Here is a 13,452-nt window from a genome sequence, read left to right on the forward strand (position 1 = left end):
TGACTATAACCGCTAAACGCATTGTCGATTTCGTACAAGAGACTTACTCTACTAAAGAGTTTATTCCTTTACATGCGCCCAGTTTTTCAGGCAATGAGAAAAACTATGTAATGGAAACCATTGAGAGCACTTTTGTATCCAGTGTCGGCAAATTTGTAGACGATTTTGAGAAAAAAATAGAAGCTTATACTGGTGCTGCAAAAGCCGTTGCAACTGTTAATGGCACCGCGGCCTTGCACGCTGCTTTGTATATGGCGGGTGTTCAGCGTGGAGATTTAGTTATTACTCAAGCGCTGACATTCGTTGCTACCTGTAATGCGTTATATCACATGGGAGCTGAGCCTGTATTTGTTGATGTGTCACCTGTTAGTTTAGGGCTTTGCCCAAAAGCGTTAGAAGCTTATCTGGATGAGTATGCACTGACGACGGAAGAGGGTTGTGTTCATAAATCAACAGGGCAAAAAATTTCTGCTGTTGTGCCTATGCACACCTTTGGTCATCCAGTTGAATTAGATGAGCTGCTTACCGTGTGTAATAGGTGGAAAATTGCATTAGTAGAAGATGCTGCAGAAAGTTTGGGCTCTTTTTACAAAGGAAAACACACGGGTACTATTGGTGACTTAGCTGCGGTTAGTTTTAATGGTAATAAAATTATTACTACCGGCGGCGGTGGGATGGTGTTGTGTCACGATGAAGCGCTAGGAAATAAAACAAAATATGTCACCACAACAGCGAAGGTTCCGCACCCGTTTGAGTTTTATCATGATGAACCCGGTTTTAACTACCGAATGCCAAATCTCAATGCCGCATTGGGTTGCGCGCAGATGGAATCCTTGCCGCATTATTTAAAACAGAAAAGAGAGCTTGCCCATCAGTATCAAGCGCTATTTACTGGAAGTGACTATCAGTTTGTCGTTGAGCCAGAATATGCTCAGTCGAACTATTGGTTAAATGCAATTCTATGCCCTGATGCAGAGAGCAGGAACTTGCTATTAGAGCAGACAAATAACGCAGGTGTTATGACTCGGCCTATCTGGCAGTTGATGCATCGTTTACCTATGTTTTCTGGTGCGATGCGAGGGGATTTGACGCATTCTGAATATATTGAAGCGCATTTGATTAATTTACCAAGTTCACCTGTAAAGTGTGATTAGACTTACCCAATAGGCGAAATGATGACAATTAAAGTTGCCGTATTTACTGGAACAAGAGCGGAATATGGCTTGTTGTTTTGGTTGCTGAAAGACATTCAAGCAGATGACGAGATGCAATTGCAGCTTTTAGTTTCAGGATCGCACTTGTCGCCTGAACATGGAGAAACTTATCAGCAAATTGAACAAGATGGTTTTCATATTGATGAAAAAATTGAGATTTTGCTGTCATCAGATTCGGCTGTAGGGACAGCTAAAAGCATAGGTTTGGGGGTGCTTGGGTTTTCTGATGCTTTAGCTCGGTTAAACCCTGATGTTTTGGTGTTGTTGGGTGATCGTTTTGAAGCGCTTGCTATTGCTCAAACGGCCATGATCATGCGCATTCCAATTTTACATCTTCATGGTGGAGAAATAACCGAAGGGGCTTATGATGATGCAATTCGTCATGCCATTACCAAGCTGAGTTATTTACATGCTACATCTACTGATGAATATCGTCAGCGAGTGATTCAGTTGGGAGAACATCCTGATAGAGTTCGAAATGTAGGTGCCATTGGGCTTGATCATCTTAAACGAGGCAAGTTCATGGAGCTTGATGAGCTTTCTTCTTCTCTCAATTTTTCATTAGAGCGCCCATTTTTTGTCGTTACATATCATCCGGTTACTTTAGGTGAAGAGCAGCCTACTGCCAGTTTTAGTGCATTACTAAAAGCGTTGGATCAGTTTCCAGATCATCAGGTGATATTAACTTATCCCAATGCTGATGATGGTGGCCGCCAGATTATTCCTCTGTTAGAAGCTTATGCGGCGAAAAATGCTGACCGAGTATTCGCTATACCATCATTAGGACAAGTCCGTTACTTGAGTGCGATAAAACTTGCGTCCGCAGTGATTGGAAATTCATCGAGCGGGGTTATTGAAGTGCCATCGTTTGATGTGCCCACGGTAAATATTGGTGTTAGACAAAAAGGGCGTTTAGCCGCGAAAAGCGTGATTGATGCCGCGGCTAATACCGATGATATTGTTAAAGCGATTAATAGTGCGGTAAGACGTGATTATCTTGTCGATGATGAAGTGGTAATAAATCCATATGGGCAAGGTGATTCTAGTTCGCAAGTTATTGATATGATTCGAACCTTGCAATTTGAATCATGTAAAACATTTTATGATATTAAGTGAGTAAGTGATGACGTTAATTATCGCAGAAGCAGGAGTTAACCATAATGGAGATGAAGACTTAGCATTTGAGCTGGTAGATGCCGCGTATAAAGCTGGTGTAGATATTGTTAAGTTCCAGACATTTAAGGCGAAGAACTTGGTAACGGAAGCCGCTAAACAAGCTGAGTATCAAGTCGAAAACACTAAGAAAGAAGAATCTCAATTACAAATGCTAACGCGATTAGAACTCTCGTATCAGGCTCACCACAAGTTGATTGAACACTGCAATAAGCTTGGCATAGAGTTTTTGTCTACAGCATTTGATTCTGAAAGTTTGGCATTTTTAGTTAATGATTTAGGACTAAAGCGTCTTAAATTACCTTCTGGAGAATTAACCAATGCTCCACTGGTTCTGGAGCATGCTAGAACAGGATGCGACATTATCGTTTCTACTGGTATGGCAACCTTGGCCGAAATTGAAATGGCACTAGGAGTGATTGCATTTGGTTATACTGCCGCTGCGGATGCTCTACCTAGTAAAGATGCCTTTCAAATGGCGTATTCGTCTCTTGAAGGACAAAATTTACTTAAAAAGAAAGTGACAATGCTTCACTGCACAACTGAATATCCTGCACCGATGGAAGAGATCAATCTAAATGCGATGGATACTATAGCAAGTGCATTTGATTTAGCTGTTGGCTACTCCGATCACAGTAAAGGCATTACTATCCCTATTGCTGCCGTTGCAAAGGGAGCGACATTGATCGAAAAGCATTTCACTTTAGATAAGAATATGGAAGGGCCTGATCACAAAGCATCTTTGGAGCCTGATGAGTTGGCAGAAATGTCAGTTGCAATACGTCAGGTAGAAAAGGCATTAGGCTCAAAAATTAAAGCACCTACTGTATCCGAAATTAAAAATAAAATGGTAGCTAGAAAAAGTTTGGTTGCGTTAAAAGATATTAATTCTGGAGATATTTTTAGCAGAGACAACCTTACGATAAAACGCCCCGGCTCAGGTGCTTCTCCGTATATGTACTGGGAACTATTGGGCTGTGAGGCTAAAAACGAGTATTGTGCTGGAGAGTTGATAAGTGAGTAATCTCAAGCCGATCATTATTATCGGTAGTGGCGGGCATGCCAGTGTGCTTGTTGACATTTTACGAATGCAAAATCGTGAAATTATTGCCGTTGTAAGCGCTGAAACAACTATTTTGAGAGCAGTATTCGATAATATAAAACAGTTAGTTTCTGATGACGATGTCTTTCAGTATCCACCTAAAGATATCTTATTGGTTAACGGCATCGGGTTTCTACCGCGATCAAACGTTCGCTCGAATCTAACTAAATTTTATACAGAAAAAGGGTACCAGTTCGCAACCGTAGTGGCGGAAGATGCAGCAGTTTCTTCTTATGCTACGATTATGCAAGGTGCTCAGGTGTTATCGGGCGCTCGAGTACAAGCTGGTGCTGTAGTGGGTGAACATACAATTATTAATACTGCTGCTGTTGTTGAGCATGATTGCAATATTGGTGTCAATAATCATATTGCACCTTGTGCCATCTTATGTGGACAAGTTAAGACTGAAGCGGATGTTTTCATTGGAGCGAACGCTACCATTATCCAAAATGTCGAACTGAAGCAAGATTGTATTGTTGGGGCGGGAGCAACACTTACCCGCTCTTTGCTTGCAGGGCAAACCTGCTACCCTAGTCGAAGTCAAATTAAGTAAAAGTAAGGTATCTGATGAGCCATTGCTGGAACAATGTCTTAATTAAGGCAGACAGTACTATTCGTGAAGCGTTGGAAATTATTAACAACGAAGCACTACGAGTGGTATTGGTGATAAATGAACACCATGAGTTACTTGGCGTGGTTACTGATGGTGATATTCGTAGAGGGATATTGGATAACCTTTCACTTGCAGCTCCGGTGACGGAAGTCATGAATACATCGCCAGTAACAGCAGACGTGAGCACGTCTCGAGAGAAGCTTGCTAGCTTGATGGAGAGTAAAGGCATTTTATCTATACCTATTCTCTCGCAAGGTAAGGTTGTTGGCCTTGAAACACTACAAGGTGTTCTTAGTAAACCTAAATATGATAATCCTGTTTTTATTATGGCGGGTGGTTTTGGGACGCGCTTAAAACCCTTAACGGATAACTGCCCTAAACCTATGTTGCCAATTGGTGGAAAACCAATGTTGGAGACGGTTATTCGTGGCTTTATCAATGCTGGTTTTAGTAACTTTTATATCTCTACTCACTATATGCCAGAACAAATTAAAGCGTACTTTGGTGATGGAGAAAAACTGGGTATTAACATTCAGTATGTTCATGAAGATATGCCATTAGGGACGGGAGGTGCACTTGGCTTGCTACCTAATGATTTACCTGAGGATTTACCGTTAATCATGATTAATGGTGACATTCTTACTAAAGTCGATTTTCAACGCCTTTTAGAGTTTCATAGCGATAATGGCGCTGATGCCACTATGTGTGTACGTGAGTACGATTATCAGATTCCTTATGGTGTGATTAATGGGGAAGGTAACAAAATTACAAGTATGGTAGAAAAGCCAGTACAACGCTTCTTTGTTAATGCGGGTATTTATGTTGTTTCGCCACAAGTGATTCAGTCTGTGCCTAAAAATCACGCCATTGATATGCCGACATTGCTCGAGCAGCATATGAGAGAGCGAAACAATATATTGATGTTTCCTATCCATGAGTATTGGCTGGATATTGGTCGTATGGATGATTTTAATCGTGCTCAAGCAGATATCCATACTTTGGGTTTAATATAGTGATACTGCTTTAGCTCTCTAGAGTATGCCTGTTTAACAAATGGATAGATAAATGCAAAAAGTTGCCGTAATAGGTCTTGGAAACATAGCGACAAGGCATCGCAGAAATTTAAAGACGTTGTTTCCGAATGCGGCTTTATACGCTATGTCGGCCAGTGGACGACAACCTCAAGAAGAGGTAAATGACTGTGATGCTATTGTTGCTAGCATTGATGAGCTCATAGAAAAGCAATTAGATATGGTGATTATCGCGTCACCTGCTACTTGTCATGAGCAACATGCTATTCCCTTTATACAGTCTGGAGTAGCGACCTTTATAGAAAAGCCGGTGGTAGCCAGCGCAGCAGACGTTGAGACGTTAATTCAAACTACTGAAAAGTACCCAGATACGCCTGTCGCAGTAGGATACTGCCTGCGTTACTTACCTTCAACGAATGTTGTGAAGAACCTACTTTCCAAAAATGGGTTAGGTACACTGTATAATGCCTTTGTTAGCGTTGGTCAATATTTGCCTGATTGGAGACCTACAAAAGATTTTCGTAATAGTGTTTCTGCTAATGCAAGCTTAGGTGGTGGTGCACTGCTGGAACTGAGCCATGATCTTGATTACAGTCGTTGGCTATTGGGACCGCTTTCATTGCAGCATGCGATTCTACGCTCTTCCCAAGAGCTAGCTCTTGATGTTGAAGATATGGCCGATATTTCTCTGTTAACAGAACAAGGTGCAGTCGCTCATGTTCATCTGGATTTTTTACAGCGTAAAGCTTCTCGCCAGTGCTCTTTTATTGGCAGTAAAGGAAGGGTTGATTGGGATTTAGTTGGTAATGAGGTATTACTCTGCACCGCTAAAGGGACTGAAGTGCTGTATAGCGAGCCGGAATGGGATAAAAACCTAATGTACCTGCTGATGCTGGAAGACTTTGTTAACAGTATTAAAGGTGAAAGCAATCAATGTATAACAGTAACTGAAGCAGCGGAAACTATTTACTTAATAGATGATATTAAGCAGAAATCTGAAATTGTGAGCGATTAACTATGAAAAATTTTGCGTTTGTTTTTGTTCGTGGTGGCTCAAAAGGTCTTCCGGGAAAAAATATTAAACCTTTAGCGGGTAAGCCATTATTACAATACTCCATAGAAACCGCTAAAGCATCACCTTCAATTCAGCAAGTGTTTGTTTCTACTGATGATCTGGCTATTGCTAATGTGGCTAAACAGTGTGGAGCCACAGTAATAGATCGGCCAGATGAACTCGCTTCAGACACTAGCCCTGAGTGGCTGTCATGGCGACATGCGATTGAGTGGGTGAATGAGAATGTGGGTGAGTTTGATGGTTTTGTTAGCCTTCCCGCCACTAGCCCTTTGCGAAGTGTTGAAGATGTAGAAGACGCAATCAATAAACGGGTTACTCAAGGTGCTGATATTTGTATATCAACGACACCAGCAAGTCGTAGTCCATTTTTTAATATGGTTGCCGAAGATGAACAAGGTTTTGTTCAGTTGGTTAATCAACCCAGCGAGAAGGTGACTCGTCGTCAGGATGCGCCGGATGTTTTTGACATTACTACCGTGGTGTATGCTACTACGCCGAGCTTTGTTCTGACAAACTACGGTCTATTTTCAGGAAAAGTAACCAGTATTCAAGTTCCTAAGCATAGAGCTGTGGATATTGATGACATTTACGATTTTAAGTTCGCAGAAGCACTGCTTCAGGGTGAAGAATGAACAATTTATTAAAAGATAAAACTATTATTGTTGCAGGGGCAGCTGGCCTTTTAGGTTGTCGATTGGTTGCTGGTATATTGGCGCAAGGTGGTAAAGTTATTGCTGCAGATATAAACATTGAGACAATGAAAGAGCGTTTAAACAATCTTAGTGTCGATTTAACAAATACTCGTTTGCAATTGAAAGCTTTTGATATTACCAATAGTGATAGCGTGAAACAGTTTTTAGCAGAGTTTAGCGATATTGATGGTGCTGTAAATGCTACTTACCCAAGAAACAAAACGTATGGTGCTCACTTTTTTGGTGTGACTTTGGAGAGCTTCAATGAAAATCTCTCTTTGCATTTAGGCAGCGCTTTTTTGTTTACTCAACAATGCGCAGCCTATTTTAACCTGCACAAAACGCCTTTTTCTTTGGTTAATATCTCCTCCATTTATGGCGTGGTTGCGCCAAAGTTTGATATTTATGACAATACGCCAATGACTATGCCAGTGGAGTATGCTGCCATTAAATCTGCGCTTCTTCATCTAAATAAATATGCCGCTGCCTACATTAACGATAGCCGATTTCGAATCAACTGTGTCAGTCCTGGAGGGCTGTTTGACCATCAACCCGACGCGTTTCTTGAAGCTTATAAGAAGAATACACATGGAGCAGGCATGCTTGATGTAGAAGAGATGGTTGGTTCCGTTCTGTATCTATTATCTGAACAATCTAAGTACGTGACCGGACAGAATATTGTGGTTGATGATGGGTTTAGTTTGTAGCAGTTAAGTAGGAAGTCGAGTTTACAGTGCTAAGCCTGTAAACTCGATTGAGAGTTGGCTAGTGATGGTTAACCATCTTTTCCATCAATGCTTCCCATTGCTCGCACACTGATTTTGAGTAATACTTTTTCATACCTAGCTTGGCATTATTTCCATAGGTTTGACGCAATGTAGTATCTGCCATCAAAGTACGAAGTTGCTGTGCAAACTCGACAATATCATTATTGCAAACTAACCCAGCATTTTCAGTAGTGATAAGGTAGTTAATTGCTTTTGTGTTTTTTATACCAATGCACGGAAGACCTACAGACATTGCTTCTGTTAGTACTAATCCCCAACCTTCTTCATGAATCGACGGAAAAGCAAAAATATCTGATTTGCAGAGTTCATTTTCTACATTTGAAGTTGGTGGCGATAAGGATACTCTGTTGTTCATTTGATGTTCGGCAATGATCGATTGCAATTTTTTAGTGTAGTTTTTGGTGCTTTCACCACCAAAAATGGCAACATCCCAATCTGGAAATTCATCTTTAATTAAAGCAAATGCTTCAAGTAACATATGCTGTTGTTTTTTCTTGTCCAAACGAGAATGCATCATTATTCGCTTTCTTGATTTATTAATACCAAGGTTGACGAACTGTGTAGGAGGAGTAACAATATTGGGTATCGATACGACATCTATATTTAATAATTCTCCTAGTGTATTTGCAAATTCAGGAAGTAGGGCTTGTACTGCAGCACACTTTTGAATACGTCTTCTATCAAAAAAACTGAGCCCTTGATAATAAACATTCACATCACTATGAGTCATATGTATTATTGGGGTGTCAGCACCGTGACCCCATACTATAGAGTTCAAATCTTGGATGCCATAAGCAAATATAATCTCTGGTTGAAACTGCTCAATAAATTTACCAACTGGTGTGGCTAAACGTTTTGCTTTCTCTCTATGGACCGGATCAGGAAAGTAAGGTGCGAGCTTATTCTCCCTTAGTGGACGTGTTAATTCTCTTAGTAACTTATAAACATGATGGAAAGGACCTTTAATCTCAGTTGAGAGGTTCACTATTTTAGCGTCGTGGTCTGCAGCAAAAAACAACTCACCAGCTTTTGTATCATTGTAGATAGTTGTAACTTCATGCCCTCTTTTTGAGAGGTTATTTCCTAGTTCAACCATTACTTTTTGGGTGCCACCAGCATAGCCATGTGCAGAGCCGTGAACCATAACCTGCAGTATTTTCATAAAGGATCTTACTTGTAGATAATCGTGAATGAGGTGATTATACTTATTTTAAAAAATAATCGTGTAAGTATTTCTGTACTCGATTAACACTCTTGCTCATATGTTCGGGTTGTTCTATTAGCTGAATGGATGAGTTGGGGTATATTTTAGATAGTGTATAAAGTGCTGTAGAAGATAAACCGAAGATGCAGTTTGGCTGTATACCAGTTTTGATGAGCTCGATCTCAATGGGATATTGAGGCTGGTGGTAGCGAATATTCGCTAGTTTTTTAATGGCCTGAGTTACATGCGCTGCTTCTGTTCGATGAGGAATATATAGGAGATTAAGGCTGCTTTTTCGAGATGCTTGCTCAATTTGGGTTAGATATTCATTTAGGCTAGCGTGTCCTTTTTCGTCAATACAGCCTTGCCCTATGAATATATCATTGATTTGGTGTTCATCTCTCTTCTCTTCAGCTGCCAGTTGAAGCGTTAACAACTTATTTTCTTTGTATTTTAAGATACAGTTAGGAAAAGAAAATATAGAAAATAGCTCTGTATTTTTAAATAGACCAATTTCTCCTATAGGTTGTATACCTTGGAGACGTAACAGAGAGTCTTGAAACCATCGTGAGCGGTGGTATATTTTTTTCGGTTCAATATGATCGTAATAATCAGCGAACGTCATGGTTCCATCATCAAAAAACACATGTTTTTTAAATGAAAGGTTTCTCATCAATAGCTTAGTACGCCAAGCATTGTATTCGCTATAGAAAAGAGTATCGAGCGCGTTATTGCTTATTGCTGTTATTGCTGTTATTGATTTAATTATTTTTGGTATGGTGGTAGTTCTTTTATTTCGAGGAAAACGAAGTACTGAATCCCAGTTATCCTCTTGCAGAATAGCGGCCATCTGCTGTATTCCGGCAGGATTATCTTGTTCTATAAGAATTAGAGTATTGTCTTTGCTGTTGTAAGCAAGTCGAGCTTCGTTGGCGCAAATATATTGAAAAGGTGATGTGACTATAAAAACGTTCATAGCTTGCTCTCCTGAGTCAATGTTTGCTGAAGAATATGGATAGTTATTCCCAGTGCACCTTGATTTTCTCGAACCACCTTTTTGGCTCCGTCTTTCATTCTGTTATATATGCTTGAATCAGTGAACAATTGATACAGTTTATCGCTGATGTCGATAGGTGATGAGCATACGTTTAATGCTTGTTCTTCGATAAGTTTGTTGGCTATATCTTTAAAATTGTAATAGCTAGCCCCAGTGATTGTTGGTAGCCCTACTGCTGCTGGCTCCAACATATTATGCCCTCCTACTTTGTCTCCAAGTAGGCTGCCACCCATAAAACAGACATCTGCTGAACTCAATAACATCAACATTTCTCCCATAGTATCTGCCAGGTAAACTTGTGTAGATTCGTTGACCTTATCTTTAGATGTTCTACGTATAGTTGTAAAGAACTCGCTACTGAGAGTATAAACTTTATCAAATCTTTCAGGGTGCCTAGGAACCATAATTAGCAACGCGTCAGGACATTTTTCGAGCAATAGCTGGTGAGTTTGCAATAGTATTTCGTCCTCTCCCTTATGAGTGCTTGAAGCGATCCATACCGGTCTTGTTTCACCTAATTGAGCTCGTAAGTTACTTGCAAGTGGCGCTATGTCATTCGGGATACTTATATCGTATTTAATGGAACCAGAAACTGAAAGCTTTTCCTTGTTAACGCCTAACTCAATAAACCGTGTCTTATCGTCAGGGGATTGGCAGATAATTTGAGTAATATATTGAGACATTTTCTGAAATAACGGTTTGACCTTCGCGTAGCTATTTTTAGATTTTTCAGATAAGCGCGCATTGACAATAACTATTGGGATATTGGCTTTAGCGACATTATGAAGTGTATTAGGCCAGAGTTCGGTTTCAATAATAAATAGTGCTTTCGGGGATACCGCTTTTAGAAACCCCCTAATAGCAAAACCGAAATCGGTAGGCATGTATCGATGCTCAACAAGATCACCTAAGCTTTCAATATAAACCGCTCCAGTTGTTGTTGTTGTCGTTACTACAATCGACTGGTTTGGATTATTAGCCTTTAATTCTTTGATTATAGGAATGGCAACAATACACTCACCAACAGAAACCGCATGAATCCATATTGGTTTTTTCTTTACTGTTATACCTTTGCTAATTGGTGGTGGCGTTCTACCGAAATATTCTCCCCAGCGAAAAAACTGCCGGTTACTTTTTTTTCCTTCCTTCGCCAGTAGTAGAAGGATGAAAGGTGAGAGTAGTAGTAATATAAAATTATATATGACTAGCATGGTCTAAATGTTCAGAGTTATTGTTGATGGCTAGCTTGTTACCGATATTGCTGTGAGTAGGATCGTAATGCTGGTAAATAATAAACATTGTGAGGTAAAAACATAGCGTAGGCTTGTTTCCTAGTGGAATGTCTGTTATTGAGGCAACTATGTAAACAATTGATGTTGCAGCAAAAATAATACTGGCTTCATTTTTATATTTGATGTGGCAAAAAATAGGATAGGTTAATAATATAAGAACAAATGCTAGTCCAAGCACGCCATTGAAAGCTAAGCTGTTAATAATTTGATTGTGAAAATGATGAAAAGGTACTGTCGATAATATAGATGATGGTGATGTGAGGTTTTTTTCAAGTAGTGGTGTTATATTTTTACCTGTGCCCAAAGGGAATGAGTTTTTTATTATATTGATGCTTGCTAACCAAGCTTGAATCCTATAGTTTGTATTAACTCCAAATTGTACCACATCAGATAAGCTGTTAGATGTTTTATGTGGTGAACTATTAGAGATAGTGTGGTTAGGTCTATGTTCAATGACTATTGCTTCTTCTGTTTTTTTTGTTATTGACATGGTATTTGTTATTCTGTCAATAAACATGCTGTTAGCTGAAATTATTAAAGTTATTAGTATGTAGTATAGGCTTGTTTTTTTTAATGATACTGATTGATGTCTAAATAATTGATAGCCAATAAATATGCCTGAAATTAAAAAACATAATAAAGAACTTCTAGTGGCTGACAAATTTATACAATAAGCAAGAATTATACTTGATGCAAAATTAACTCTGGCAATTTTCCCTTTAGATGAAAGTGAAAAATAGAAAGCGATAGCAAGCAACGATGCTGTGAAAGTAGAGTGTATAATAGGATTAACACTCCAACCTCTTACAAGCCCTAATATATGATGTTGATAAGTTAAGTAAGATAAAGAAAATACAGCGGACAATAAAATCAGAACACTAAGGGATGTTCTATTTAGAATATTTCTAGGGAAAAAGAGTAGCAATATAAATGTGGATATGATAATTCTAATAGAACTTGAACTAAAGTCATGAATTTGCTTTATAGATAAGAATATACAGATAACAACTAAAATGATAGTTGCTGATGTGTTCCACTGAGGCCTGAGTTTTCGTTCGAATAGCAAGCAGGCTAATATTGACGCTATATAGATGTAAGGTAGTAACTTATGGTTATCCATACCAACAAAAACAAAGGTAAAAACGCTCAGTAGCGGGATGAAAAAGAAATGTTGAGGTTTTACTGCTGGCATATCTCTATAACTCTGTTAGGTGATAGTTTTTTAAGGCAATCTAGATGACCTAAAGGGCACTCTCTTTTAAAGCAAGGTCGACATTCTATATTGGTATGAAGAATATGGACATCTTTAGCTAATGGAGGAGTGTAATTTGGTGATGTAGACCCATACAGTCCAATCACTCGGCATCCGACTGAAGCGGCAACATGCATTAATCCTGAATCATTACTGATAACAGTATGACATGTCGCTAGTAAATCCACTGCTTCGATTAAGCTAGTCTCTCCTGCTAAAGAGATGACTTTATCTTGTAACTCTATTGATACCTGACTTCTTATGGATAGTGTTGTTTCTCTGTCTTTTTCTGAACCAAATAACCAAACCTGATATCCATTTTGTACCATCTGCTGTGCAACGGTTGCATAATGCTCTGTTGGCCACTGCTTCGCAGGTCCAAACTCGGCGCCTGGGCACATACCGATGATCTTATTTTCAGTTGTAAGTGCGAATTTATTTAGTGTTGTGATTTGATTCTGTTTATTAATCGAAAGCCTTGGTATGGGTAATGTCTCTAATCCTCCTAGAGAGGTTGAGTTAATCATGTCATTTTTACTATGTGCCAGAGCCACATAGCGTTCTACCATATATTGAAAACTCTTTTTATTGTTCCTGATGTCGTTTAGCAGTCCATAGCGATATTCACCTCTCCAACCAATACGTTTTGGTATGTTTGCAAACCAAGGTATTAAAGCTGACTTAGCTGAATTAGGTAGCACAAAAGCGTGAGAGTATTGGTTAGCAATTAAAGACCTACCTAATTTTCTTCGACCAGATAAGTTAAATTCGCCATGTCCGAATGGCATAGTTATCGCTTGGTTTACTTCAGGCATCCGCTCTAAAATGGGTTTACACCATTTAGGTGCAATTACATCAATCTGACAATTGGGGGATTGCTGTTTTAATGTTATATAAAGCGATTGTGACATCACCATATCACCGACCCAAGAAGGTCCTATTACTAGGATTTTTTGCAT

At 39.4% G+C, this 13,452-nt stretch carries 13 protein-coding genes; 8 read left to right on the top strand and 5 right to left on the bottom strand.

All coding sequences use genetic code 11. The features are described from left to right. The first annotated feature begins 5 nt into the window (after positions 1-5). The 8 genes from CHJ_RS00730 to CHJ_RS00765 are packed head-to-tail and all read left to right on the top strand — an operon-like array spanning position 6 to position 7,607. Complete coding sequence (locus CHJ_RS00730; protein ID WP_317918055.1) at positions 6-1,154, top strand: LegC family aminotransferase; 1,149 nt, start codon at positions 6-8, stop codon at positions 1,152-1,154. An 18-nt stretch (positions 1,155-1,172) separates the two neighbouring features. Then, positions 1,173-2,330 (top strand): UDP-N-acetylglucosamine 2-epimerase, encoded by a 1,158-nt coding sequence (gene neuC, locus CHJ_RS00735; protein ID WP_411861529.1) that lies wholly within the window; start codon positions 1,173-1,175, stop codon positions 2,328-2,330. 7 nt (positions 2,331-2,337) lie between these two features. After that, positions 2,338-3,411: an N-acetylneuraminate synthase gene (neuB, locus tag CHJ_RS00740; protein WP_317918056.1), complete on the top strand. Its 1,074-nt coding sequence runs from the start codon at positions 2,338-2,340 to the stop codon at positions 3,409-3,411. Then, positions 3,404-4,042: an acetyltransferase gene (locus CHJ_RS00745; protein WP_317916617.1), complete on the top strand. Its 639-nt coding sequence runs from the start codon at positions 3,404-3,406 to the stop codon at positions 4,040-4,042. The genes neuB and CHJ_RS00745 overlap by 8 nt, the downstream gene beginning before the upstream one ends. Before the next feature lie 14 nt (positions 4,043-4,056). Beyond that, the gene (locus CHJ_RS00750; protein WP_317916618.1) at positions 4,057-5,115 is read left to right on the top strand and encodes a nucleotidyltransferase family protein; all 1,059 of its coding nucleotides are present in this window, start codon (positions 4,057-4,059) and stop codon (positions 5,113-5,115) included. Positions 5,116-5,167: 52 nt separating this feature from the next. Then, a complete protein-coding gene (locus CHJ_RS00755) occupies positions 5,168-6,148 on the top strand; it encodes a Gfo/Idh/MocA family oxidoreductase (protein ID WP_317916619.1) in 981 nt (326 codons plus the stop codon). 2 nt (positions 6,149-6,150) lie between these two features. Next, positions 6,151-6,840: a cytidylyltransferase domain-containing protein gene (locus tag CHJ_RS00760; protein WP_317916620.1), complete on the top strand. Its 690-nt coding sequence runs from the start codon at positions 6,151-6,153 to the stop codon at positions 6,838-6,840. Further along, positions 6,837-7,607 (top strand): oxidoreductase, encoded by a 771-nt coding sequence (locus CHJ_RS00765; RefSeq protein WP_317916621.1) that lies wholly within the window; start codon positions 6,837-6,839, stop codon positions 7,605-7,607. Before CHJ_RS00760 ends, CHJ_RS00765 begins: the two co-directional genes overlap by 4 nt. Positions 7,608-7,665: 58 nt before the next feature. Here the strand turns inward: CHJ_RS00765 and CHJ_RS00770 are convergent, their stop codons facing one another. Genes CHJ_RS00770 through waaF form a run of 5 tightly spaced genes read right to left on the bottom strand, consistent with a single transcriptional unit; the run spans position 7,666 to position 13,452 of the window. Beyond that, positions 7,666-8,850 (bottom strand): glycosyltransferase, encoded by a 1,185-nt coding sequence (locus CHJ_RS00770; RefSeq protein ID WP_317916622.1) that lies wholly within the window; start codon positions 8,848-8,850, stop codon positions 7,666-7,668. 43 nt (positions 8,851-8,893) lie between these two features. Then, positions 8,894-9,868 (bottom strand): polysialyltransferase family glycosyltransferase, encoded by a 975-nt coding sequence (locus tag CHJ_RS00775; protein ID WP_317916623.1) that lies wholly within the window; start codon positions 9,866-9,868, stop codon positions 8,894-8,896. Next, the gene (gene waaA / locus CHJ_RS00780; RefSeq protein ID WP_317916624.1) at positions 9,865-11,160 is read right to left on the bottom strand and encodes a lipid IV(A) 3-deoxy-D-manno-octulosonic acid transferase; all 1,296 of its coding nucleotides are present in this window, start codon (positions 11,158-11,160) and stop codon (positions 9,865-9,867) included. The genes CHJ_RS00775 and waaA overlap by 4 nt, the downstream gene beginning before the upstream one ends. Beyond that, positions 11,144-12,433 (bottom strand): O-antigen ligase family protein, encoded by a 1,290-nt coding sequence (locus tag CHJ_RS00785; RefSeq protein ID WP_317916625.1) that lies wholly within the window; start codon positions 12,431-12,433, stop codon positions 11,144-11,146. Before CHJ_RS00785 ends, waaA begins: the two co-directional genes overlap by 17 nt. Further along, positions 12,421-13,452, bottom strand: a complete 1,032-nt coding sequence (gene waaF / locus CHJ_RS00790) for a lipopolysaccharide heptosyltransferase II (RefSeq protein WP_317916626.1) — start codon at positions 13,450-13,452, stop codon at positions 12,421-12,423. The genes CHJ_RS00785 and waaF overlap by 13 nt, the downstream gene beginning before the upstream one ends.

The sequence above is a fragment of the Vibrio sp. MACH09 genome (genome assembly GCF_033238805.1).
GTDB lineage: Bacteria > Pseudomonadota > Gammaproteobacteria > Enterobacterales > Vibrionaceae > Vibrio.